The sequence below is a fragment of the Stenotrophomonas sp. GD03794 genome (assembly GCF_029842145.1).
Lineage (GTDB): Bacteria > Pseudomonadota > Gammaproteobacteria > Xanthomonadales > Xanthomonadaceae > Stenotrophomonas > Stenotrophomonas riyadhensis.
The window spans coordinates 1-20,521 of record NZ_JAOCFV010000059.1 but is presented as its reverse complement, the minus strand read 5'-3'; the positions used below and the strand labels follow the sequence as shown (position 1 = coordinate 20,521).

The 20,521-nt window shown below is 66.2% G+C and carries 20 protein-coding genes; 15 read left to right on the top strand and 5 right to left on the bottom strand.

The window, feature by feature from the left end; translation table 11 throughout:
* The first annotated feature begins 16 nt into the window (after nt 1-16).
* The gene (locus N5D91_RS20955) at nt 17-1,228 is read left to right on the top strand and encodes an MFS transporter (RefSeq protein WP_110712737.1); all 1,212 of its coding nucleotides are present in this window, start codon (nt 17-19) and stop codon (nt 1,226-1,228) included.
* Between the two features lie 16 nt (nt 1,229-1,244).
* On the opposite strand, the gene N5D91_RS20950 is transcribed toward N5D91_RS20955, so the two are convergent.
* Nucleotides 1,245-1,724 (bottom strand): MerR family transcriptional regulator, encoded by a 480-nt coding sequence (locus N5D91_RS20950; protein WP_153856064.1) that lies wholly within the window; start codon nt 1,722-1,724, stop codon nt 1,245-1,247.
* A gap of 89 nt (nt 1,725-1,813) precedes the next feature.
* Between N5D91_RS20950 and N5D91_RS20945 the strand changes: the two genes are divergently transcribed.
* The 4 genes from N5D91_RS20945 to N5D91_RS20930 all read left to right on the top strand — a co-directional run bounded on the left by N5D91_RS20945 (nt 1,814) and on the right by N5D91_RS20930 (nt 4,367).
* Complete coding sequence (locus tag N5D91_RS20945; protein WP_153856063.1) at nt 1,814-3,052, top strand: NADH:flavin oxidoreductase/NADH oxidase family protein; 1,239 nt, start codon at nt 1,814-1,816, stop codon at nt 3,050-3,052.
* A gap of 92 nt (nt 3,053-3,144) precedes the next feature.
* Complete coding sequence (locus N5D91_RS20940) at nt 3,145-3,621, top strand: hypothetical protein (RefSeq protein WP_180855464.1); 477 nt, start codon at nt 3,145-3,147, stop codon at nt 3,619-3,621.
* 106 nt (nt 3,622-3,727) lie between these two features.
* Nucleotides 3,728-3,997, top strand: coding sequence for a hypothetical protein (locus tag N5D91_RS20935; RefSeq protein WP_180855465.1), 270 nt, complete (start codon nt 3,728-3,730; stop codon nt 3,995-3,997).
* Between the two features lie 124 nt (nt 3,998-4,121).
* Complete coding sequence (locus tag N5D91_RS20930; protein WP_110712742.1) at nt 4,122-4,367, top strand: hypothetical protein; 246 nt, start codon at nt 4,122-4,124, stop codon at nt 4,365-4,367.
* A 44-nt stretch (nt 4,368-4,411) separates the two neighbouring features.
* On the opposite strand, the gene N5D91_RS20925 is transcribed toward N5D91_RS20930, so the two are convergent.
* Nucleotides 4,412-5,935 carry an FAD-dependent monooxygenase gene (locus N5D91_RS20925; protein WP_164162070.1) on the bottom strand — a complete coding sequence of 508 codons (1,524 nt, stop codon included), beginning with the start codon at nt 5,933-5,935 and terminating at the stop codon, nt 4,412-4,414.
* Between the two features lie 82 nt (nt 5,936-6,017).
* Between N5D91_RS20925 and N5D91_RS20920 the strand changes: the two genes are divergently transcribed.
* On the top strand, nt 6,018-6,662 hold the full coding sequence (locus N5D91_RS20920; protein ID WP_110712744.1) for a TetR/AcrR family transcriptional regulator: 645 nt from the start codon (nt 6,018-6,020) through the stop codon (nt 6,660-6,662).
* Between the two features lie 73 nt (nt 6,663-6,735).
* Nucleotides 6,736-8,877: a TonB-dependent receptor gene (locus N5D91_RS20915; RefSeq protein WP_180855466.1), complete on the top strand. Its 2,142-nt coding sequence runs from the start codon at nt 6,736-6,738 to the stop codon at nt 8,875-8,877.
* A gap of 54 nt (nt 8,878-8,931) precedes the next feature.
* Here N5D91_RS20915 and N5D91_RS20910 read toward each other — a convergent pair whose 3' ends face one another.
* The gene (locus N5D91_RS20910) at nt 8,932-9,213 is read right to left on the bottom strand and encodes a hypothetical protein (RefSeq protein WP_008266215.1); all 282 of its coding nucleotides are present in this window, start codon (nt 9,211-9,213) and stop codon (nt 8,932-8,934) included.
* Between the two features lie 194 nt (nt 9,214-9,407).
* Here N5D91_RS20910 and N5D91_RS20905 point away from each other — a divergent pair, with 194 nt between their 5' ends.
* The 7 genes from N5D91_RS20905 (at nt 9,408) to N5D91_RS20875 (ending at nt 16,345) form a co-directional block, all read left to right on the top strand.
* Nucleotides 9,408-10,082 carry a response regulator transcription factor gene (locus tag N5D91_RS20905; protein WP_180855467.1) on the top strand — a complete coding sequence of 225 codons (675 nt, stop codon included), beginning with the start codon at nt 9,408-9,410 and terminating at the stop codon, nt 10,080-10,082.
* A complete protein-coding gene (locus N5D91_RS20900) occupies nt 10,082-11,425 on the top strand; it encodes a HAMP domain-containing sensor histidine kinase (protein ID WP_180855468.1) in 1,344 nt (447 codons plus the stop codon). Before N5D91_RS20905 ends, N5D91_RS20900 begins: the two co-directional genes overlap by 1 nt.
* A gap of 317 nt (nt 11,426-11,742) precedes the next feature.
* Nucleotides 11,743-12,165 (top strand): hypothetical protein, encoded by a 423-nt coding sequence (locus N5D91_RS20895; protein WP_258011641.1) that lies wholly within the window; start codon nt 11,743-11,745, stop codon nt 12,163-12,165.
* Nucleotides 12,166-12,300: 135 nt separating this feature from the next.
* The gene (locus N5D91_RS20890; RefSeq protein WP_279909012.1) at nt 12,301-13,491 is read left to right on the top strand and encodes an efflux RND transporter periplasmic adaptor subunit; all 1,191 of its coding nucleotides are present in this window, start codon (nt 12,301-12,303) and stop codon (nt 13,489-13,491) included.
* Entirely contained in the window at nt 13,491-15,455 is a 1,965-nt protein-coding gene (locus N5D91_RS20885; protein WP_343203053.1) for a MacB family efflux pump subunit, read from the top strand. Before N5D91_RS20890 ends, N5D91_RS20885 begins: the two co-directional genes overlap by 1 nt.
* An 89-nt stretch (nt 15,456-15,544) precedes the next feature.
* Nucleotides 15,545-15,943: a hypothetical protein gene (locus N5D91_RS20880; protein WP_110712751.1), complete on the top strand. Its 399-nt coding sequence runs from the start codon at nt 15,545-15,547 to the stop codon at nt 15,941-15,943.
* Between the two features lie 24 nt (nt 15,944-15,967).
* The gene (locus N5D91_RS20875; protein WP_110712752.1) at nt 15,968-16,345 is read left to right on the top strand and encodes an EF-hand domain-containing protein; all 378 of its coding nucleotides are present in this window, start codon (nt 15,968-15,970) and stop codon (nt 16,343-16,345) included.
* A 175-nt stretch (nt 16,346-16,520) separates the two neighbouring features.
* Here N5D91_RS20875 and N5D91_RS20870 read toward each other — a convergent pair whose 3' ends face one another.
* Both N5D91_RS20870 and N5D91_RS20865 read right to left on the bottom strand, forming a co-directional pair.
* Nucleotides 16,521-16,976, bottom strand: a complete 456-nt coding sequence (locus tag N5D91_RS20870) for a hypothetical protein (protein WP_164162064.1) — start codon at nt 16,974-16,976, stop codon at nt 16,521-16,523.
* Nucleotides 16,977-17,161: 185 nt separating this feature from the next.
* Complete coding sequence (locus tag N5D91_RS20865) at nt 17,162-17,371, bottom strand: hypothetical protein (protein ID WP_153856052.1); 210 nt, start codon at nt 17,369-17,371, stop codon at nt 17,162-17,164.
* A gap of 188 nt (nt 17,372-17,559) precedes the next feature.
* Here N5D91_RS20865 and N5D91_RS20860 point away from each other — a divergent pair, with 188 nt between their 5' ends.
* A complete protein-coding gene (locus tag N5D91_RS20860) occupies nt 17,560-20,349 on the top strand; it encodes a UvrD-helicase domain-containing protein (RefSeq protein ID WP_180855471.1) in 2,790 nt (929 codons plus the stop codon).
* The last annotated feature ends 172 nt before the right edge of the window (nt 20,350-20,521 follow it).

Genomic DNA, 20,521 nt, shown 5'->3' with positions numbered 1-20,521 from the left:
CCCATCGCGCCCCCGCATGAGCCCCAACTCTTCCCTGGCTGCGCGGCTGACGCCCCGTCAGCGCACCCTGATCATCCTCGCCCTGTCACTGGGCGGCTTCGCCATCGGCACCAGCGAGTTCGCCAGCATGGGCCTGATGCTGGAAATCAGCCGTGGGCTGTCGATCTCCGAAACCCAGGTCGGCCACCTGATCAGCGCCTACGCCATCGGCGTGGTAGTCGGTGCGCCGATCCTTGCCTTCGTCGGCGCCAGCTTCCCGCGCCGCAAGCTGCTGCTGGCGCTGATGGGTTTCTATGCCATTGGCAATCTGGCCAGTGCGCTGGCCCCGAACTACGGCACGATGCTGGTGGCACGTTTTGTGGCCGGCCTGCCGCACGGCGCGTACTTCGGTGTGGCAATGCTGGTCGCAGCGGCGATCAGCCCCGCCGGCCAGCGCGGCCAGGCGATGTCGCGGGTGCTGCTGGGCCTGTCGATCGCGATCCTGGTCGGCAATCCGCTGACCACCTGGCTCGGCCAGCAGCTGAGTTGGCGCACCGCCTTCGCCCTGGTCAGCGTGCTGGCCATTGCCACCGTGGCGATGATCGCGCGCTTCCTGCTGCCGGACCCGGATGAGGTGCGAACTTCGCCGATGCGCGAACTGCGCGCGTTCAATACCACCCAGGTGTGGCTGGCACTGGCGATCGGCGCGGTCGGCTTCGCCGGCATGTTCTGCGTGTTCACCTACCTGGCACCCACCCTGGTGCAGGTCACCGGCGTGGCTGAATCGTGGATGCCGCTGGCGGTGGGCGTGTTCGGCATCGGCGCGATCATCGGCAACATCGCCGGTGGCTGGCTGGTGGACAAGTTCCACTTCAAGGCCGCCGCCGTAGTGCTGCTGTGGTCGATCGTGATGCTGCTGCTGTATCCGCTGGCTGCACAGTCGGTGTGGACCATCGGCCCGATGATCATCACCGTCGGCACCATGGGCGCGCTGGCTGCGGTGCTGCAGACCCGCCTGATGGACGTGGCCGGCGAGGCGCAGACCTTGGCCGCCGCCTCCAACCATGCCGCCTTCAATACCGCCAATGCACTCGGCCCGTGGCTGGGCGGCATGGCGATCAGCGCCGGCTTCAGCCCGGCCAGCACCGGCTACGTCGGCGCGGCCACCGCCATCGGCGGCCTGCTGCTGTGGTGCGTGGCGGTGATGCTGGACAAGAAGCGCAAGGCCGCCGTCGCCGGCAGCCACTGACTACCGTGCCGGGTCGTCAGTCGCCACCCCTGCGGCGGCGGCGATCCGGTCGCAGCATCGCCACATCGCCCGCCGCCAGCGTCGGCCGCGCCAGCTCACCACGCTTCACGCGGTCCAGCACCCGCCGCGAATTGGCGGCGCAATCAATGCCTTCCGGCCGCGCCTGGATGTCTTCGATCAGGGCCAGCAGGTGCGTCCGGCTCTGTGCCAGCCGCAACTGCAGCGCCTCGATGTCGACCACCTTCTGCTGCAGCATCGTGATCAGTGCATCGTGCTGCCACTGGCCCATGTCCGGTGGCAGCAGCGCGCGGATCTCGTCCAGGCTGAAGCCTGCGCGCTGTGCACCGGTGATCAGCTCCAGCAGCAGTACCGCCTGCTCCGGGTAATCGCGGTACCCATTGGCCTGGCGCTGCACTGTCAGCAGTCCGGCGTCCTCATAGAAGCGGATCCGCGACGCTGCCAGGCCCGTGAGGCGGGCCAGCTCACCGATCTTCATCTGCCTGAATCCTCGACATTGGAACCCGTTGACCTTCAATCAAACTTGAAGGTTAGCGTAGCGCCATTCCCCTGTCCTGGAGCTGTCCGATGTCGCTGTTCTCGCCCCTGGCACTGCCTTCCGGTGCCGTCATCCGCAACCGCATCGCCAAGGCGGCGATGGAGGAAAACATGGCCGACGACGATCACGCGCCATCGGCCGCGCTGCTGGAGCTCTACCAGCGCTGGGCCGACGGCGGCGCCGGCGTGATCATCACCGGCAACGTGATGGTCGATGGCCGCGCCATGACTGGCCCGGGCGGCGTGGTACTGGAAGACGATCGCCACCTGGAGCGCTTCATCGCCTGGGCCGACACCGCGCGCTCGCGCGGGGTGCAGATGTGGATGCAGATCAACCATCCCGGGCGGCAGATGCCGGCCGCCCTCGGCCAACCGGCATTGGCGCCTTCGGCGGTCCCCTTGGACATGGGCGCACTGTCCAAACAGTTCGCGCCGCCGCGGGCGATGACCGAGGCGGATATCGAAGACGTGATCGCCCGCTTCATCCGCAGCGCCGAGCTGGCCGAACGTGCCGGTTTCAGTGGTGTGGAAATCCATGCCGCGCACGGCTACCTGCTCAGCCAGTTCCTGTCGCCACTGTCGAACCGTCGCGAGGATCGCTGGGGCGGCAGCCTGGACAACCGTGCACGCCTGCTGCTGGAGATCGTGCAGGGCGTGCGCGCGGCGGTGTCGCCCGCCTTCGCAGTGGCGGTGAAACTCAACTCCGCAGATTTCCAGCGCGGCGGCTTCTCGCCCGAGGATGCGCGCGCCGTGGTGGAGATGCTGGCGCCACTCGGCGTGGATCTGGTCGAGCTGTCCGGTGGCAGCTATGAAGCACCGGCCATGACCGGCGCCGCGCGCGACGAGCGCAGCCTGGCCCGCGAGGCCTACTTCCTGGAGTTCGCGCGTGAGATCGCCACGGTGGCGACGATGCCGCTGATGGTCACCGGCGGCATCCGCCGCCGCGCGGTGGCCGAGCAGGTACTGGACAGCGGCGTTGCGATGGTCGGCATTGCCACCGCGCTGGCGATCGAGCCGGATCTGCCACACCACTGGCAACAGGGCCGCGACCAGGTGCCCGCGTTGCGCAACATCAACTGGCGCAGCAAGCCGCTGGCGGCCAGCGCACACATGGCGGCGGTGAAATACCAGTTGGCTCGGCTGAGCCGCCGCCGCCCCACCGCGCCGGGTGTCTCACCGGTATGGGCACTGCTGCTGGCACAGGCGGCCGGTAAATGCCGGACCCGCCGCTACCGGCGCTGGATCGGTGCACGCGCGGGCGGCAACTGAGCGGGCAGGCTTCTCATCGTCGAAGCGATGCTCCACCATCTGCACGATCGGCGGCAATCCGTCGCCGGTCGCAGCACGCAGAAGGAACCACCGTGGCAGCAGGACCGACCAAGAACCGCGAAAAGCTGCTCGATGACCTGCTCTCGCTGGGCCGCAACTGGGCGCTGGCGATCGCCATCGCCGGTGCCGGTGCAGCGGTCCATTACAGCGAGTCGGTGTACGAAGCAGGAATCTGGCGCGGCCTGCTGCCCACGATCTGCTTCCTGGTCGCCATCGTCTGGATCGTGCTCAGCATCATCCGCTTCGACCTGACCATCCAGCAGCATTTCCAGCGGAAGCTGTCGCGCTGGCTCAGCCGCCTGCTGTATGTCGTGCTGCTCGGCACCGGTATCACCGCCGTGTTCTTCGTCACCGAGCTGGCGGAGAACAACCACATCGCGCGGATGTGCGACTCGGTGGCCAACGAACCCGGCAGCCGCATCCACAGGTCGGCCGAATGCCAGCGCCTGTACCAGCACCGCGCGGCCTACCGGCAGCGGCTCGAGTCGGCCGAGGGCGAGTTCGACTGAGGACGTCGCGCTGCATGCGTTTGACGCACGCGAAGAACACACGGCGTGGATATGCGGTCGGGCACAGTAGCTGCGCCCCCCCTTCCGTATGACAACTCCGGCCCGCATGTTCCACCACCCCGCCCCTGCCTGCCACGATGCCGTTGCCCTGCAGGCGGGTGTACTCGGCGGGGTACTCGGCGTGGCGCTGTTCAAGGCGATCGCCCTGTCGGTACTGACCAACGGCTCGTTGATGGCGACGGGATTGTGGCTGCTGGCCTGCGCCCTGCTGGGCGCCTGGGCGCTGGCCGCCTACCTCGCGTGCCTCGCGCTGAGCCGCCGCGTCTTCGTGCTGATGCTGGCACTGTGCACGGTGCTGGTGGTCTGCATCGCCTGACCACGCAAGTGCCCGACTATCACCAAATCGTTACAAAATAACAAGTGCGATCGGTCGGATTGTGCGTGCCCGGCATCACGGATTGGAATGCCATGGCCGCTCCGGCATCACCCCGAGACCACCCATGACCCTGCAGCCCCTGTACCGCGCCGCCCTGACCGCCATCGCCCTGGCATCGCTCAGTGCCTGCGCCACCTATGACGACAGCAACATGCACCAGGCCTGCCAGGAATCGCCGCACCTGAAGGATCTGCCGCGCGACGTGGCCGCCCGCGAAAGCCGTTGCAACAAGGGCATGGAAGTGTGGTCGAGCGAGCGCAAGGGCAGTGACCGGCCGATCGACCTGAGCGGCAAGAAGAAGGATCTGTAATCGTGGCCGGCGCAGCCTGCACGGCTGCGCCTTCACCGTGAGGGTCAGGCGGCCATCCCGAACCAGCGCTGCAACGCCTGGGGCAACCCCGCCTGATCACCGCCCGCGTCGCAGGCCCAGGCGACGATGCCATCGGGGCGGACCAGAACCGCGCCCAGCCCCAGCACGCCCTCCTGCTCCGACATGATGCATGGAGGGCGTTGCGGCAAGCATTCAACAGCCTGCAGCAACGGAGCCCCTGCCTCGAACACCAGCAGCGCGCCCTGCCCTGCCCTCAGCACCTCCCCTGGGCGGCGGCCATCGGCCAGCAGGACGTCCGGCACGCTGCGACCGACCAACGGATGGCCATCGCCCAGATCGAGCTGCTGGGCAACGCCCCAGACCCGTTCGGCCAGATAGGTCGCACCATCACGGGTGTCGGCCAGATCCGCCATCACCGTCGCCAGCGCGCGTGCGCCAGTCCCCGGACGCATCAGCGCAACCTGCGCGCGTGACCAGTCCAGCACCCTGGCGCCGATCGGATGGCGTTCGGCCTGATAGCTGTCCAGCAGTGCCTCATCAGCATCACCCCGCACCACGGCGGCCAGCTTCCAGCCGAGGTTCATTGCGTCACCGATACCGAGGTTCAACCCCTGCCCACCCAAGGGCGAGTGCATGTGCGCGGCGTCACCGGCCAGCAGCACGCGGCCGTTGCGATAGGCCGTGGCCTGGCGTGCGGCATCGGTCCAGGTGGTGGCCAGATGCAGCGCGGTGATCGTTGCATCGCGGCCGGAGACCCGACGCAGCAACGCCTGCGCGGCACCCTGGTCGAGCACGGTCCGATGGCCGGCACCACCGTCGAAATCGGCCAGCGCCAGCACATCCGGTGGATTGAAATTGCACATGCCGTGCGCGGTGTACTGGCGCCCCGGCGTGAGCACCGACGGATCTGCCAGCTCGACCCGCAGCGAATGACCGGTGAACTCCGGCTCGGTGCCAGCGAAGCTGAAGCCCGACTGCTTGCGCACGGTGCTGCGCGCGCCATCGCAACCGACCAGCCAGCGGCCGTATACCCTGCCGCGTCCGGTCTGCACCGCAACCTGCGCCTCCTCCGCTGTCACCGCCTGCACTGCGCAACCGCGGTCGATGCGTACGCCCAACCCGCTTGCCCGCTCGGCCAACACCGCCTCCAGCGCCTGCAGCTCAATCGCCATCTGCACCCCCACCGGCGTTGGCAGTCGCCAGCGCCAACGCTCGATGTCCACGTTGTCCAGCGCGAACGGGATGCCAGCGAAATGGCCACCCAGCGGCCGCGGCTGCGCCAGCCAGTGAGCCGTGCCGGGCGGCGGTGCGCCCTTGTCCGGTTTCAGCACCTGGCTGGCGGCGACCGCGTCCAGCAGACCGCGCCGGTCCAGCGCTTCCAGCGTGGGCGCGTTCAAACCGCGCAGTCCAAAGGGCAGCCGCTTCAGCGGTGATTCGGGCACCTCGGCCTGCTCCAGCACCGCGACCGAACACCCGGCCAGGGCCAGTTCGCAGGACAGGAACAGACCGACCGGGCCAGCGCCGGCAATCACGACGTCGTACACCATGGGAATTCCTTGTGAGCACCGGGCCGGCGCTCTGTAGATTCGAATGTTACACTCGGTGTACGTTTCAACAAGTGAACCGCCCATGACCCCGCCTCCGGGCCGCCGCGAGCAGCGCAAGGCCGAGACCCGCCAATTGATTTCGGACGTCGCCACCGAACTGATCATCCGGCACGGCTTCGAAGCCGTGTCCATGTCCGGGATTGCCGAGGCCGCCGGGGTCTCGCGCAAGACGGTCTTCAACTATTTCGCCAGCAAGGAGGACCTGGTGTTCGACCGCGACGAGGAAGCGCGGGCGCTGCTGCGCGAGGGCATGGCGGCGCGCAGCGGCCTGACTCCACTGGCCGCCTTCCAGTCACTTGTCCGCGAACTGCTGGACCGTGGCCATCCCCTGCTGCGGATCAATGCCGGCGCGGCCGCCTTCTGGGCCACCGTGGCCGGCAGCCCGGTGCTGGTCGCGCATGCACGCCGATTGCAGGCCCAGCTGACCGATGACCTCGCACAGTTGATGGCGGTCTCCGCAGGCCGGGACACCAATGACGCAGAAGCCCGACTGGCCGCGGCCATGCTGATGGCATCAATGGTGGCCGCCTATGAGAAGGGACTGGCCAGCCAGCTGCAGGGCGAGGATCCGCGCGAGGCCATGGTGCAGGTGATCGTGCGTGGTGCCACCGGCGTGCTGGCGGCCCTCGCCGGCACCCCCTACACGGACCCGCACGCACGTCCATAGCGCATGCGGGGGATAGGTCACGAAGTGTTGCAAATGCTAATCTTTCTCATTTGCAGCCATGCCAACTCCCCCCATGCCCCGTCCGACAGCCTTGCAGCGCGCCCTGCGCCTTGTGTTGACCCTGCCCCTGGCCCCGCTCGCGCAGGCCGCCGAGCCCCAGACTGCCGCCCCCAGGGACCTGGACAAAGTGGAGGTCCGCGGCCGCGCCCAGACGCTGTACCGGGTGGACGATGCGGCGGTCGGCACCCGCACCGATACACCACTCGAGCAGGTTCCACAGTCGATCCAGGTGATCCCGCGCGAGCTGATCGACGACCAGGCCGCGCGCCAGGTGACCGACCTGTACCGCAGCATCAGCGGCATCAGCTTCTTCAGCTATGCCGGGGTGACCCTGCGCGGATTCCGCCAGGAGAACGTGCTCTATGACGGCCTGCGCGGTGACCCGTATGCCGGCTTTTCGGTGCCGCAGCTGTTCAACATCGAGCGCGTGGAAGTACTGAAGGGTCCGGCCAGTGCCTTGTATGGCGGCGGCGATGCCGGGGGTGTCATCAACTATGTGACCCGCAAGCCCAGGGCCACCGCCGAACGGCGCATTGAAGTGCAGCTGGGCAACAAGGACTTCCGTGCCGGCTCGATCGAAGGAACCGGCCCGCTGAACACCGCCGGCACCGTTCGCTACCGTGCCGGCCTGTATGCCGACGGCGAACAGGGGCTGCGCTGGAATGCCGACAGCGAGAGCGTGATCGGCGATGCCTCTCTGGCCTTCGACATCGGCCGGACCGGCGAGCTGGTGCTGCAGTTCACCAACATCACCCAGGACCTGGGCGGCAACCGCCTGCGCGGCGTGCCGGTGAACGATGCAGGCACCTTCCTCACCGACCGCCGCTGGAACCACAACGAGGCCAGCGACTTTCTCGACATGCGGGCCAAGGTGGCGCTGGCACAGTATCGCTTCGCGCCACGCGACACCCTGGACGTGGATTTCGCCGCCCGCTGGTTCAGCAACAACGAACACCAGATGTACCACGAGCCGATGGGACTGATCGATCGTGACCGCGATGGTGTGGCCGAGTGGATGACGCGCCAGCTGCGCAACCAGATCCGCGACAACGAGGCGTTCACCGCCAACGCCAATGCGGTCTGGAGGATCAACACCGGCGTGGTCGAGCACAAGGTGCTGTTTGGCGCCGATGTGTACCAACTGGATGCGGATTTCACTGCGCAGACCGCCAACAGCGCCGACCTTGCGCGCGGCGCCGGGCCGGTACGCGGCATCGATCTGTTCCACCCGGTCTATGGGGCCAGCACCTGGCATGACTACAACCTGGGCGCCCTGCCCTGGCGCAGCACCTCCACCCGCAGCACGCGCCACGGTGCCTACCTGCAGGACGAACTGGCGCTGACCGCACGCTGGCATGTGCTGGCCGGGTTGCGCTGGGATGGCTTCAAGGACGACGACCGCATTGGCCGCAGCAGTGTCGATGGCAGCGACCTCAGCTGGCGCCTGGGCAGCACGTTCACCGTCCGCGACGGCTTGAACATCTACGCCAACGTGGCCAGCGGTTTCGTGCCGCAAAGCGCGGCCAACCAGAATCCCGCTGCCGGCGGCCCGTTCGATGCCGAGCGCAGCAAGCAGTGGGAGGTCGGGATGAAATCCCTGTTGGCCGATCGCGTGACCTTGAACATGGCGGCGTACCGCATCGACCGCAGCAACATCGTGCAGGCCACCGGTGAAGTAATGGGCGGGGTGAACCAGCTGGCCGCGCTTGGGCTGGTGCGCAGCACCGGCATGGAACTGGACCTGCTGGCCGACGTCACCGAGCGCTGGGTGGTGAACCTGACCTACGCCTACAACGACGCACGGGTGAAGGACGCCGGCCCGAACGGCATCACCAATGCCTCCGGTGGCCGCTTCGCCAATGCACCGCACAACAAGCTGGGGTTGTGGACCCGCTACGACCTGCCGGCGATCAACTCCGCCATCGGCTTTGGCGCCGATCATGTGGACGAACGCGTGAGCCTGGATGGACAGACGGTGAAGGCCCATACCGTGTTCGACATGAGCTGGAAGACCACGTGGAAGCAGTGGCAGTTCCAGGCCAACGTCAAGAACCTGTTCGACAAGGTGTATGCCGCCAGCGGCTTCATCGAGCGCAACGGGCACTTCCCGGGTGAACCGCGGCGGGTGTACGTGCAGGCGGCCTACGGCTTCTGAGGCCGTGCCGCAGGGAGCAGCGGGGGAAGTGGCCACCCACTTCCCCTGCCAGCGTCAGTGCGAGCAGGACACCAGCATCGAGCGGGTGGCCATCTGGGTGGAGGTGAAACCGTTCTTGTTGCCCACCGCGATGGCGTTTCCTTCATCGCCATCCTTGCTGAAGACCACATAGCCCCCCGGGCACATCTGCCCGGCCTTCTCGTAGCAGCCACTCCAGGAACTGGAGCCGCTGCAGTCGATGGACACGCCACGGCGACCATCGGGCGTGACGGTCATCCTGGCGGTGGTACAGCCGCCCAGCGCGGCAACGAACAACAGCGGAACGAACAACTTCATGGGCACTCCAGGGTTGGGGATCAGCAGACGGGCGCCAAGGCTGGCGTGCCCGGATTGCGCGAACCTTGCGCCAGATGGCCGCACCGCTGCGGGGTTCCCCCTGCGTTGGCACGCCATGTTCACGCAATGTTCCTGTAATACGGTGCCGGCGCCTGCCGAAGTCCCCCGCGCCCCTTCCCGTCCGATTCCCGCCGATGCACATCCTGCTGATCGAAGACGAAGCCGAACTGGCCGCTACCTTGAAGTCCGCCCTGCAGCGCGAGCGCTACGTGGTGGACCTGGCCAGCACCCTGGCGATGGCCCGCGAAGCAGCCCTGCTCGGATCGCACGACCTGGTGTTGCTGGACCGCACCCTGCCCGACGGTGACGGGCTGGGATTGATTTCACTGTTGCGTGAGCGCAACCCCGGGGTACCGATCATCGTGCTCAGCGCGCTGGGGCAGTTACCGGACCGCATCGCCGGCCTGGATGAAGGGGCCGACGACTACCTGGCCAAACCCTTCGCACTGGAAGAACTGTTCGCGCGGATCCGTGCAGCCGGGCGCCGGCCGAGCGGCATGCAGGTAGAGCCGGTGAGCATCGGCCGGCTGCTGTTCGACCCCGCTTCGGGCGAGGCCAGCGTGGGCGGACAGCGGCTGGAGCTTCCGCGCCGCGAGATCCGCGTGTTGGCGGTCCTCGCCCGCCGACTGGGCCGCACCGTGCTGCGCGAGTCCATTGAAATGGCGGTGTACGGCTTCGACGACGGCATCCATTCCAATACGCTGGACTCGCATGTCTCACGCTTGCGGCGCAAACTGGCCGACGCGGATGCGAGGGTGGAAATCCATGCCATCCGGGGTGTCGGCTATCTGATGCGGGAAACGAAGTAATGGCGCATCGACCCTCACTGAAGCGCCCGCTGATCGTCAAAACGCTGATCTACCAGCTGCTCGCACTGCTGGTGGCGTTCTTCGCGCTGCTGATGGTGCTGGTGCGTGTCGACAGCGGCGGCTACTACACCATCCAGACCTTCGCCCCGGTGGCGGCAGAGGCCGTTCACCGCGACAGCAAGGGCGAACTGTATGTGGAACACACACCGGAGCTGGACGAACTGCTGAAGATCGTCCCCGGCGCGTGGTTCATCGCCGAGGATGAACATGGGCACCATGTGACCTTCGGCGACGTTCCGCCTGCCTATGCCTCGCTGGTCGGCGCCCTCGACGGCATTCCCTACGGCGACCTGCGCGGACGCGGCCGCAACGATGGCCTGGCCACGGTGATACGCCAGCACAGCGGTCCGGCCGGCAAGCTGACCATCATGGCGCATGGCGAAACCGATACGCTGACTTGGCAGATGGCGTTGGCTGCACACATCATCACCCTGCCGATCTTCCTGCTGCTGGGCCTGGCCACCATCATCCTGACCCCGATCATCGTGCGTCGCGCTCTGGCCGGCGTGGAACGCATCGCGCAGGAAGCACGCAACATCTCCGCCAGCCGCCGCGGCATCCGCCTGACAGAGACCGCAGTGCCGGTAGAGATCGCCCCCCTGGTGACCGCGGTGAACGAAGCGCTGGACCGCCTGGACGAAGAGCACGAACGGCAACGCCGCTTCATCGCCGCCGCCGCCCATGAACTGCGCACGCCGATCGCCATCCTGCGCTTGAAGATCGATGCGACCGATGATTCCACCTCGCGCAGCCTGGCCGTGGAAGTCGCTCGGCTGGCAACGCTGGCCGAGCAGCTTCTCGACCTGCACCGCATGGAAGAAAATGGCCCGAAGGACTCCCTCAACCTGGCGCGCGTAGCCAAGCGGGTCGTCGCCGATCTGGCCCCCCTGCTGATCCAGTCCGACAAGACGGTCGCCCTGGCGGTGGAACCGAATTTCCCGGTACTGGGCGAGCCCGGCGCCATCGAACGTGTGCTCTCCAACCTGGTGCTGAATGCCGCCGAGCACGGTGGGCGCCATATCATCGTGCGCGTGCAGGGCAGCAGCCTTGAGGTGGAAGACGATGGCCCCGGCATTCCGGTCGACCAGCGCGAACGCGTGTTCGAACCCTTCCAGCGCCTGCGCCCCCGGCAGACAGGCGCCGGATTGGGCTTGAATCTGGTGCGGCAGGTGATGGACCGCCACGGCGGCCACGTCACGATTCTGGATGCACCCGCTGGCGGTGCCCTGATCCGCGTCGAGTTCCCGCTGCATCCAGGCGTCACCGGTGCGCCTGCGCACTGAGCGCCTCCCCCACGTGGATGACTCTCGGCTGTCCAGGCGCAGCGGCCGCGGTTGAGGCGCAAGGTTGCGGCAATGTTCGCTGCCCAGCATTCAGGTGAGTGGCACCCCTGAGGCTGCTGCGTCCGGATCTGACAGGAAGCCTGCATGTGACCCAGGGAGCTCCTCCACCGTCCTCTTCCACGCGCACTGTGCCACCGCGGAATTCGCCGGGCCTTACGTCTGCCGCATGGAATCGTCGCCCACGCTCTGGCCCGGCGCTCGGCCTGCAACATTGGCCACTGTGGCTGCGGACAGTTCCCGAAGTCGAGCGCACCGGCATGCTGCTGCGGCTGTTCGGCGCCTTGTTCCTGCTGCTGCCCGGCATTGCGCTGGTGGCTTCAACGTATCGGCACACGAGTGCAGCGGCGACCGCTGCCGTATTCCTGTTCGTCGCCGTGCATGCCGCCCTGCATGGGCTGGCAGCATGGCGAGCGGCAACCTCGCGCCCAACGCCACCGCTGCTGCGCGCTCTGGATGGTCATGCCGCCGGGGCAATGATTGCCAGTGCGCTGCCGATCGCCATCGGTGCAGGCATGACGAAGCTGCCGGTTGCAACGTTCTTCTGGTTGTTGGCCGGCGCGGCGAGTCAACTCTGCGGTGCGCGGCTGGCAAGCCACCGCCTGCGCAATGCGCTGCTGGTTCTCGGTAGTGGCCTGCAGTTCATCGCCGCAGCACTGCTCGCCCTTCCTGCCGGAAGCTGACACGACGATAGACCCGCAAGGTTCACGCAATCCAGCGCATCGAGACTCGACAGACCTCCACTTCTGCCACGACAGACGTGCACTTCTTCTGTCGCGAGGACTACCGATGACCTGTCTCCCCTGGATGCTGCGCAGATGAGCGCCGTACCGCGCAAGCGCCGTCGTGCGCTCATCATTGCTGTCGCCCTGCTGTGCAGCGCGCTGATTCTGTTTGCCTGGCTTCGGCCCGCACCGCCACCACAACTGCAGGTTGCACCGGTCGTTCGCGGCAACATCGAACAGGTGGTGGAGGCCACTGGCACGCTGAAGCCCTCGCGACTGGTAAGCGTGGGTGCACAGGTTTCTGGCCGCATCGACACCCTGCATGTAAAGCTGGGCGACAAGGTGAGGGCCGGCGATCCCATCGCCGATATCGACTCGCGGACCCAGCGCAATGCACTGCTGAGCGCCCGGGCCGCACAGCGCACCGCGCGTGCCAACCGCGATGCATTGGCCACCGACCTGCGCCAGCTCGAGCAGACACTGCATCGACAACGGCAGCTGGTCGCGTCGCAGCTCGTGGCACGCGCCGACGTCGATGCGGCCAAGGCCAGGGTCGATGCCACCCGGGAACAGATCGCCGCGCTGGAAGGTGAGATCGTGCGGCGGCAGACCGAGGTGGATATCGCGCAGACCAACCTCGAGTACACCCGTATCACCGCCCCCACCGACGGCACCGTGCTGGCCGTGGTGGCGCGCCAGGGGCAGACCGTGAACGCGGTACAGAGCGCACCGACCATCGTGATGCTGGGAAACCAGGACGTGATGACGGTATACGCGGAGATTTCCGAGGCAGATGTCGTGCATACCTCCATTGGCCAGGAAGCGTTCTTCACCATTCTTGGCGACGCAGGACGTCGCTACAGCAGTACGCTGCGCGACATTGCGCCGGCTCCCGAATCGATCACCAACGAAGACACCTCCGGCTTCGCTCCGGCAGGTGCTTCGGCGGGCGCCAGCCGCACCGCCATGTACTACAACGGCCAGTTCGACGTAGACAACGCCGATGGCCGCCTGCGCAGCTACATGACGGCGCAGGTACGCATCGTGCTGGGGCGCGCCAAGGGCGTGCTGACCATTCCCTCGGCCGCGCTGGGTGCGCGCGCCACCGATGGCAGTTACAGCGTGCAGGTGCGCGGCGCGGATGGCCACCCGGCCCTGCGGCGCATCACCACCGGGCTGGACGACCAGATCAACGTGGAAGTGCGCAGTGGCCTGCAGGAGGGCGAGCAGGTGGTACTGGCGCAGACCGGCGATGCTGCCACCACAGCCGCCGCGCAGCCATGATGGACGTGACGCAGGACGCACCACTGCTGCGCGTGCGCGGCATCCGCCGTGAATTCGCAGCCGGCGAACAGACCCTGGTCGTGCTCGACGGCATCGACCTGGATATCCGCGCCGGTGAGCTGGTGGCCATCGTCGGCCAATCCGGCTCGGGCAAATCCACGCTGATGAACATTCTGGGCTGCCTGGACCGGCCCTCGGCCGGCGCGTATCAGATCGCCAGTCGCGAGACCGCGCAGATGTCACCGGACGAACTGGCCGAACTGCGCCGTGAGCACTTTGGCTTCATCTTCCAGCGCTACCACCTGCTGACCGACCTGACCGCGCTGGGCAACGTGGAAGTTCCGGCGATCTATGCGGGGATGCCGGCTGCCACGCGCCACGCGCGCGCGGCCGAGCTGCTGGCGCGGCTTGGCCTGGGCGAGCGCCTGCAGCACCTGCCTGGCGAACTGTCAGGCGGCCAGCAGCAGCGTGTTTCGATTGCGCGCGCACTGATGAACGGCGGCGCGGTGATCTTCGCCGATGAGCCGACGGGCGCACTGGATACACATTCAGGCCAGGAGGTGATGAAGATCCTGGGCGAGTTGCATGCCGAGGGCCACACCGTGGTGCTGGTCACCCACGACATGGCCGTGGCCGAACATGCACAGCGCATCATCGAAATCCGCGATGGCCGCATTGTCAATGATCGTGCCACGGGCAGGCTCCTGATGGCAGGAGCGCCAGCGACGGCCCTGCCGCAGCGCAGCGAAGGTAGTGGCTGGCAGGCCATGCGCGACCGCTTCGGCGAAGCCTTCCGCATGGCCCTGCGCGCGATGAACGCGCACCGCATGCGTACCTTCCTGACCATGCTCGGCATCATCATCGGCATTGCATCGGTGGTGGCGGTGGTGGCGCTGGGCACCGGCGCACGGCAGGCCATCCTGTCCAACATCTCCTCGCTGGGCACAAACACCATCGAGATCTATCCGGGCTCCGGCTTTGGCGACGTGCACGCCGCACAGGTGGAAACCCTGACGCCCGGCGACAGCATGGCGCTGGCCGGGCAGCCGTTCGTGGACAGCGCCACGCCCGGCGTCGCCAGCAGCGGCACCGCCCAGCGCGGCAACCGCTCGGCCAACGTGCAGATGCAGGGCGTGAGTGAGCAGTACTTCCGCGTGCACGGCTTGAAGCTGGGCGAAGGCGCCTTCTTCGGCCCACCCGCCGTGGCAGGCTGCCAGCAGGTGGTGGTGATCGATGCCAATACGCGTGCACGGTTCTTCGCAGCACAGGAAGACCCGATCGGCCAGACCCTGCTGCTCGGCAACGTGCCGGTACGCGTGGTGGGCGTGGTGAAGAAGGACGCCGGCGCCGTCGGCGACGCCTCACTGCTGCGGGTGTGGCTGCCCTACACCACCACCATGGCGCGCATGCTGGGGCAGAGCCATGTGTCCAGCATCACCGTGCGCGTCTCCGATGCAATCAGCATGGAAGTGGCCGAGCGGGCCATCGGGCGATTGCTCGCACGCCGCCACGGCAGCACCGATTTCTACATGAGCAACAACGCCCAGATCCGGCAGTCCATCGAACAGACCACCGGCATCCTTACCATGATGATCAGCTCCATCGCCGCCATCGCGCTGGTGGTGGGTGGAATCGGGGTGATGAACATCATGCTGGTGTCGGTGACCGAGCGCACACGCGAGATCGGCGTGCGCATGGCGGTGGGCGCGCGACGCAGCGACATCCTGCAGCAGTTCCTGATCGAATCGGTGCTGGTGTGCCTGCTCGGCGGAATGCTCGGTATCGGTGTAGCCCTGGCGCTGGGCGCCGCGTTGGAGCTGGCCAACGTGGGTTTCAGCCTGGTGTTCTCTGCCAATTCGATTCTGGCCGCCTTCGCCTGTTCCAGCCTCATCGGCATTGGTTTCGGCTTCCTGCCAGCGCGGCGCGCCGCCCAGTTGGATCCGGTGGAGGCGCTGGTTCAATAGCCACTGCACTGCCTGCAGTGGCGGCAGGTTCGCGCAATGTCTGCAGGGTCTACTGCAGCTACCGACAATGTCCGCACAGGAGCTTGACGATGTTCATGAAACCAGGAAGAGCCGCGCTGTTGCTGGCGGCGGCTGCGAACCTGTTGGTGTTGTTGCCTTACTCCGGCGACGCCCATGCGCAACGCGGCGACCGCTACAGCCCGCAGTGGAACCAGGACTACCGTGACCGCGATCGTGATGCATGGGAGCGCCGTGAGCGTGAGCGCGAACGTGACCGGGAACGCGAGCGCCGCCACGAGGCCAGGACAACCGGCGTAGTGGTGGGTGTAGTGGGCGCGGCGGTGGTGGCTGGTGTGATTGCCGCAGCCGCCAAGCGCGAACGCGAGACCCGCGAGCGCGCCGACTACTGCATACGCCGCTACGGCAACTATGACCGCCGCAACGATACCTACCGCAGCGCCGACGGCTACACCTATCCCTGCCGCTGACTGCCCCCCAAGGAAAAGGAACCCATGACCAGGACCACATTGTTGATTGCACTCTGTGTTGCCCCGTTGCTTGCCGCAGCCGCACCGGCCGACCCTGGACAGGGCTATATCGATTCCACGTTCACCGCGATGGACGCCAACAAGGATGGGCACGTCGACAAGGCCGAGTACGCGAGATTCCAGCAGGAACGTTTCAGCAGACAGGCCGATTCGATCGACGTCGCATTCAAGGAAATGGATGCCGACAAAGACGGAAAGATCAGCAGGAAGGAAGCCGCGGTGGTGCCGGAAATCGCGAAGTATTTCGCGGGACTGGATACTGATGGCGATGGCTATCTGTCGCTGAAGGAGATGCAGCAGGCGATGGTGGCCGCACAGACGGCAGATGCTCCGACAAGGTAGCGCCCCGATACGGGTAGCTGCCCACCATGGTGGGCCAAGCGCCTGATCGCGCTTCATTACCGGATGCCACGTCGCATCGCTTTGGTAGGTGCCCACCTTGGTGGGCACGACTCCGTCACCACGCGCGAGGACCCGAACGCCCACCAAGGTGGGCATCTACCAGGTAGCGCGACGCTCAGCGCACCTTGTACAGCACCGCCGCACCGGGGCGCGGCTCGAACGCCGGAACCGTCTGCTGGGTGAGGGCCGCGCCCTTGGCATCCCACACCAGCGTTTCCACCGGGTATTCATCCTTGCGGGTCATCTGATCGATCTTGGCGACAACCACCGTCGCAGCAGCCGGCACCTCCGGATTCCAACCAAATACACCAATGCGGCCGTAGAACACCGCGGGTGCAGAGGCATCCAGCCGGCGGTCCGGGCACATCACCAGCCCACGATCGAGCATGACCCGCAGTGCGCCGACCGGCACCTTTTTCACTGTAGGCGTGGTGCGCTCGTTGCTGTGGCCGGGGCAGACATTGGCAGCGCGGGTAACCATGTCCTCGGCCACCTGGCGGTCGGATTGGGCGAAGGCTGCGGCCGGGATCAGGCAGAGGCCGAGCAGTACACGCGTGGACGTCCGGGTCATTGCAGGTTCCTGTGATGGATGCCAAGCGAACTTAGCAATGCCTGTCCTCCGAGTTGCAAAGACCACGTGATGCTGCAGGCCAGCCCCACGCAGCCTGCGTCTTCACGGAACCAGGCAGCGTTTCACCTGCCGCGACTGCACGTGGCAGGCGTTCACTACTGCTGACGCAGCAGGTTCCGGATCGCCTAACGGATCCGGCCCGGCGCCCGTGCCAGACGCATGATCCCGTCCGGTGGAATGACGGTGCCATCGTCCATCACGATAAGCATGTCAGCGACTTCGCCCTCGTGCCCCTGCTTCGCAGTGGTCACCAGGATGTTCAATGGATCCGTCCGGATATCGTAGCCGCCACCGATGTGCTTCAAGGTTCCGATCTGGTTCCAATCAATTTCCATGGCCAGCTCTTGGATTCAGGCATTTCATGATGCCATGCGCCGGGTGGTTGGGCGAGCTGAGATAGGCGGCATCTGGATGCGCCCTGCCCTCTAGTGAAAGACCCCATGCAACGTCAAGGCCCCTTATCATGCGGGCTTAGGGGCTCTACATGCCCGGTTGACGCTTGCAAGGCAGTACCTGGATGTCTATGGAATGGCGCCCCTCGGGCTGGGGCCAACGTGTGACACGCTCGCCACACTGGCGGTTGCGGCTGGATGGCGAATGCATCGAGCTGAACATCGCAGGCCAACAGTACCGGCAGCGCGTGGATGACGATCACAGCGTGCAGGTCATTCCTGGGCTTTTCTGGGCCAGCGTTTCATTGCAGACCGACAGCGGTTCCGTGTCCGTGGGCGGCCTGCCCAACGGGCAAGCGTCCCAGCTTGCAGCGGCTGTGCGGACCCTGCTCTTCGCGCGCAGCACGCGTGGGCGCAAGGGCCTGTTCGAGGACATCCTCGAGCAGATCCAAGCCTGGTTGAGCGCGGCGGACGCACTGACTGATCGAGGTCACGCCAGCCGACGCTGGATCACCCATGAGCAGCAGCAGGCGTTGCTGGCTGATCGGCCCGCCCTGCCGCTCTCCCCGGATGAGCTGGAGAGTCTGTTCCTCGATGCGAACGTGCACGGCGACCTGCGCTCCAGCCGCCATCTGGTTGCGCTTGAGGCACTGAATGACTGGCATCTGGATTGGCCCGCCATCTGGGCCGACGCCAACGCGACCATGGCAACGCGTGAGCAGGTGCTGGCCAAGGACTTCCTCGACCGGGTCGAGAGCAAGCCCCTGACCGAGGAACAGGCCCGCGCCGTCATCTGCTTCGACAACCGCGTGCAGGTCGTGGCCGCGGCCGGCTCCGGCAAGACCTCCACGATGGTCGCCAAGGCGGCCTATGCCATCGACCGCGGCTTCGTCGAACCCGAGCGGATCGTGATGCTCGCCTTCAACAAGGACGCTGCCAAGGAGCTGGAGGAACGCGCGCAGCAATCCTTCGACCGGCTCGGCATGGGCGATACCGTGGTGGAGGCCCGGACCTTCCACGCCCTGGGCCTGGCCATCATCGCCAAGGCAACGGGACGCAAACCCGACATTCCGGAATGGGCCATCGACGCGACGCAGGGCTTCAACAAGCTTGCCGAACTGGTGGACGACCTGAAGGACCGCTCGACCCACTTCCGCACCCAGTGGGATATGTTCCGCCTGGTGTTCGGGCGCGATCTTCCGCCGTTCGGTGCCGCAATGATGGCCGATGGCTACGACCGCGATGGCACGCCCTATATCCGCACACTGCAGGGTGAGCGGGTGAAAAGCCTGGAAGAGTGCGTCATCGCCGACTGGCTGTTCTACAACGGCGTGACCTACGACTACGAACGGCGCTACGAATTCGATACGGCGACCGACACCCATCGCCAGTATCGCCCCGATTTCTATTATCCGGACGCCGGGCTGTATCACGAACACTTTGCGTTGGATGCCGGTGGCCAGCCGCCAAAGCATTTCGCCAACTACGCAGAAGGCATGCATTGGAAGCGCGAGCAGCATGCAGCGCGTGGCACGGCTCTTGTCGAGACCACCTCGTATGGCCTGCGCAGCGGAGACGCCCTGCGCCATCTGGCCGAGAGGTTGGACGAGTCCAACGTCGAGCTCGACCCGAACCCGGACCGGGAGCTGCCCGACCAGGGCGCCAAACCAATGCCGGACGCAGACCTGATCGGCTTGATGCGCACCTTCATTGCCCATGCCAAGAGCAACTGCCTGACGCTGGACGATATGGCCGCACGCCTGCGGCAGATGCCCGACGACCAGTTCAAGGAACGCTACCGGCGCTTCCTGGAAATCGCCGGGCCGGTTTTCCAGGCCTGGGACGAGGCATTGGCGGACGAGCGTGGCATCGACTTCGAAGACATGCTCAACATGGCCGCCGGGCTGCTGGAACAGGGTCACTATGAATCGCCCTACGATCTGGTGATGGCGGACGAGTTCCAGGATGCCTCGCGGGCCCGCGCCCGCCTCTGCCGCGCCCTGGTCAGCCAACCGGGCCGCCACCTGTTTGCGGTGGGCGATGACTGGCAGTCGATCAATCGCTTCGCCGGCGCCGATGTTTCGGTGATGACCGGATTCCGCGAATGGATGGGGCACGGCCAGGTGCTGAAACTGGAACAGACGTTCCGCTGCCCACAGGCACTGTGCGATGTATCCAGCCGCTTCATCAGCCGCAATCCCGCGCAGATCACCAAGGAAGTTCGCTCTGCTGCGCCGGCAATGGGCCCGGTGCTGCAGGCGTTCCAGATGAATCGCCGTGAGGAGGTGCAGGATGGTGTTCGCCAGTACCTCGCCAAGCTGCACCAGCAGCTGCTGTCCGGGGCCGTTCCACAAGGTCGCACTGGGCGCGTGACGGTCTTTGTCCTGGGGCGCTACCGCGCGGATCGGGGTGCAGTGCCTTCGGATTGGAAGACGGCCTTCGGCAGCACAATGGACGTCGAGTTCCTGACCGCACATCGATCGAAGGGGCGCGAGGCGGATTACGTGATCCTGCCGGGCATGATCAATCGCAGCTTCCCGAGCCTGAGGTCGGATGATCCGGTGCTTTCGCTGGCGATGCCGGAGGGTGATGCCTACCCACTGAGCGAAGAGCGACGCTTGTTCTATGTCGCGCTGACGCGGGCGCGACGGTCGGTTGCGATGTTCACGCTGCAGGGCAAGCACTCGCCATTCCTGGATGAGCTGGTGAAGGACGGGGCGGTGGAAGTGACCGCGATTTCAGGCGCGGCCATCCACGAAGAGCGCTGCCCGGTGTGCAAGGTGGGCGTGTTCGTGGACCGGAATGGACCGCATGGCGCTTTCAGATCGTGCTCCAGCTATCCGTTGTGCCATAACAAGCCGAACGGTGGGCGTCGTGAGTCCGGGCCATCTGACCTCGTCCGATGGGCTTCACTGAGATAGAGACGTCAGGAAGATGGCAGCCCAATTCATGACGGGGCAATATCAGAAGGGGCGCCCCGCCGAAGCGAGGCTCCTTTTGCGATGAATCAAGGCGAGCAACGGCCGTGTGTGGCGGTGTCGATAGTGCCCGAGGGGTTCTGCAGAAAAGACTGCCGATTCATGCGAACCCATC

Bases quoted from the DNA above. Each gene is read 5' to 3' on its own strand.
- N5D91_RS20955 (WP_110712737.1), top strand. From the start codon at position 17: ATGAGCCCCAACTCTTCCCTGGCTGCGCGGCTGACGCCCCGTCAGCGC.
- N5D91_RS20950 (WP_153856064.1), bottom strand. From the start codon at position 1,724: ATGAAGATCGGTGAGCTGGCCCGCCTCACGGGCCTGGCAGCGTCGCGG.
- N5D91_RS20945 (WP_153856063.1), top strand. From the start codon at position 1,814: ATGTCGCTGTTCTCGCCCCTGGCACTGCCTTCCGGTGCCGTCATCCGC.
- N5D91_RS20935 (WP_180855465.1), top strand. From the start codon at position 3,728: ATGTTCCACCACCCCGCCCCTGCCTGCCACGATGCCGTTGCCCTGCAG.
- N5D91_RS20930 (WP_110712742.1), top strand. From the start codon at position 4,122: ATGACCCTGCAGCCCCTGTACCGCGCCGCCCTGACCGCCATCGCCCTG.
- N5D91_RS20925 (WP_164162070.1), bottom strand. From the start codon at position 5,935: ATGGTGTACGACGTCGTGATTGCCGGCGCTGGCCCGGTCGGTCTGTTC.
- N5D91_RS20920 (WP_110712744.1), top strand. From the start codon at position 6,018: ATGACCCCGCCTCCGGGCCGCCGCGAGCAGCGCAAGGCCGAGACCCGC.
- N5D91_RS20915 (WP_180855466.1), top strand. From the start codon at position 6,736: ATGCCCCGTCCGACAGCCTTGCAGCGCGCCCTGCGCCTTGTGTTGACC.
- N5D91_RS20910 (WP_008266215.1), bottom strand. From the start codon at position 9,213: ATGAAGTTGTTCGTTCCGCTGTTGTTCGTTGCCGCGCTGGGCGGCTGT.
- N5D91_RS20905 (WP_180855467.1), top strand. From the start codon at position 9,408: ATGCACATCCTGCTGATCGAAGACGAAGCCGAACTGGCCGCTACCTTG.
- N5D91_RS20900 (WP_180855468.1), top strand. From the start codon at position 10,082: ATGGCGCATCGACCCTCACTGAAGCGCCCGCTGATCGTCAAAACGCTG.
- N5D91_RS20895 (WP_258011641.1), top strand. From the start codon at position 11,743: ATGCTGCTGCGGCTGTTCGGCGCCTTGTTCCTGCTGCTGCCCGGCATT.
- N5D91_RS20890 (WP_279909012.1), top strand. From the start codon at position 12,301: ATGAGCGCCGTACCGCGCAAGCGCCGTCGTGCGCTCATCATTGCTGTC.
- N5D91_RS20885 (WP_343203053.1), top strand. From the start codon at position 13,491: ATGGACGTGACGCAGGACGCACCACTGCTGCGCGTGCGCGGCATCCGC.
- N5D91_RS20880 (WP_110712751.1), top strand. From the start codon at position 15,545: ATGTTCATGAAACCAGGAAGAGCCGCGCTGTTGCTGGCGGCGGCTGCG.
- N5D91_RS20875 (WP_110712752.1), top strand. From the start codon at position 15,968: ATGACCAGGACCACATTGTTGATTGCACTCTGTGTTGCCCCGTTGCTT.
- N5D91_RS20870 (WP_164162064.1), bottom strand. From the start codon at position 16,976: ATGACCCGGACGTCCACGCGTGTACTGCTCGGCCTCTGCCTGATCCCG.
- N5D91_RS20865 (WP_153856052.1), bottom strand. From the start codon at position 17,371: ATGGAAATTGATTGGAACCAGATCGGAACCTTGAAGCACATCGGTGGC.
- N5D91_RS20860 (WP_180855471.1), top strand. From the start codon at position 17,560: ATGGAATGGCGCCCCTCGGGCTGGGGCCAACGTGTGACACGCTCGCCA.